The following is a 2,102-nucleotide window of genomic DNA, read 5'->3' as shown; positions in this document are numbered from 1 at the left end:
ATCGGCGGCATTATGCGCTATTACGGCAAAAGTACACGGGCGACGACTGAGGAGGAATTTGTTGACGGGACAACCGGCGCCAATACCTACTCTTCACATCAAATGGGCAGAAGGGTGATCAAAAAAACAGAAAGCATCAACAGACAGCCGATGATTTTTGATTTCTATGCCAATTATGAACCGAAGAAAAACCTTATCCTTCGTTTTGACATTCAAAATGCGTTCAATAAACGCTATGTCGATCCTTTGGATGCCGCAAATGATGCCGCAACCCAGCGCTATTTCAGCGTATTTGAAAGAAAAGGCGGTTTAGATGATGAGGAAGTCGAATGCGATGCCAACGGTTTATGCAATGGCAAATATGGCGGTACGACACGCTCCGTTTTGAACAACTACGCACGAGGCAGGACTTTGCTGTTTACCATCAGTTATAAGTTCTAAACCTATCTATCAGTATCTTAATATTGCACTGATTAAGCGGTAGTCAATATTGTTGCAGTATTTATGGTGTTAGTTTACGGCACCAAATATGCCTTGAATTTTTATAGCTCAATTTCAACATTAAATGATTAGGTATCGAATATGAAAAAAATAACCCTAAAATTCACCGCACTTTTGCTTGGCTCAGCTTTAGCAAGTAGTGCGTTTGCAACAGAAAATGGTCAAACTTCCTCAAGTTCTGATTATGAATTAGAGAAAGTATTGATTTTCAGCCGACACGGATTGCGTTCACCAGTGGAAAAAGATCCGCAAGAAATGGCGAAATATTCCCCGTATGCGTGGGCAAAATGGGATGTGCCATCTGGTTATCTCACGGCAAAAGGGACAGTGCTAGAAACCTATTTCGGCCAATATTTAGGACAATGGCTTGCGGATAAAGGATTATTAACGACAGATCGTTGTGCATCGGGTGAAGGTATTTTCGCTTATGCGAATGGAGTGCAACGCACCATTGCAACAGGTCAGGCCATTGTGGCGGGAGCTTTTGCAGGCTGTAATGTTCAACTGCAACATCACGGTGAAATTGGTTCAGAAAAAGATCCAATTTTTAACACGCAGGCGCACAATCCAAGCCAAGCTTTGATTGAATCTGCAAAAAATAACGTTGATTTAACCGCTTTACAGCAAAAATTAGCGCCAAATTATGCGCTATTGAGTGAAATCATCGATTATAAAAATTCACCAAACTGCTTGCAAAAAGGCGAATGTGATTTAGGTGGAAAAGTCGGTGAATACAGTATCAAAGATGGCAAGTCGGTCAAGATTACGGGTTCTATCAGCACCGGGAAGAAAATTGTCAGTGCATTATTGCTCGCACATTATGTGGGTAAGCCTGATTCTGAAATTGCAAACGGTCGTGTGGATAGCCAAGAAAAATGGCGCGCAATTAACGAAATTAAAAACGAATATTACCGCACTTTATTTAAAAACAATGAAGCGTTAGCACAAAATGCATCATATCCGTTATTGGCATTTATTCAGCAGCAGCTAAATAGCGAAAATAAAATTAACTTATTGGTTGGACACGATTCTAATATCGTCGCTCTGCTGGCTGCATTAGGTGTTGAGCCTTATGAATTAGATGGTTCATTGGAAAATATCCCAATCGGTGGCAAGCTGCTATTTGAAGTATGGAAGCACAAACCAAGTGGTAAGCTCAAATTTAAGTTGGATTATGTGTATCAATCTACCGAACAGCTGATTAACACCACGCCATTAAGTTTAGCGACACCACCAAACCAAACAGCTTTAACGCTCAAAGGCTGTGAAAAAGATGAAAAGGGCTTTTGTGATTACGAGCGTTTTCAACAGGTGTTGAGTGAGGGTATTAAGAACGGTAAGAAATAGCATTCATGCAACCCTATGAAAAATACTTAAAAGAGAATTCGCAGAAACTGCGAGTGGATCAAACGGAAAAGCCGGCAAACGTAATGTTTACCGGCTTTTCTCAATATATTCTAAAAATTTTCTTCATCTATACACAACAAAAAACCTGCCCTTGCGGACAGGTTTTCAATGATGACGGATTACAGGCCGCTCAGACGGGCAGTATCGTGTGCAATCATCAATTCTTCGTTGGTAGGAATCACAACGGCAACAGC

Annotated in this window: 2 protein-coding genes and 1 pseudogene; all 3 read left to right on the top strand. The window is 41.0% G+C overall.

All coding sequences use genetic code 11. The annotated features are described in order from the left end of the window. A pseudogene (locus ACTHS3_RS11910) lies at nucleotides 1–441 on the top strand (TonB-dependent receptor); the annotation flags it as partial. A 141-nt stretch (nucleotides 442–582) separates the two neighbouring features. After that, nucleotides 583–1,848 (top strand): histidine-type phosphatase, encoded by a 1,266-nt coding sequence (locus ACTHS3_RS11905; RefSeq protein WP_036490205.1) that lies wholly within the window; start codon nucleotides 583–585, stop codon nucleotides 1,846–1,848. Nucleotides 1,849–1,853: 5 nt separating this feature from the next. Then, nucleotides 1,854–2,102, top strand: a 249-nt coding sequence (locus ACTHS3_RS11900; protein ID WP_440368029.1) for a hypothetical protein, incomplete at its 3' end; no start/stop codon positions are given.

Source organism: Neisseria sp. P0009.S007 (assembly GCF_051962515.1).
Note: the sequence above shows the minus strand (reverse complement) of the source record. Positions and strands in the feature narration are given on the sequence as shown.

What these genes read in the sequence shown, in the direction of transcription:
- ACTHS3_RS11905 (WP_036490205.1), top strand. Translation starts at nt 583, where the DNA reads ATGAAAAAAATAACCCTAAAATTCACCGCACTTTTGCTTGGCTCAGCT.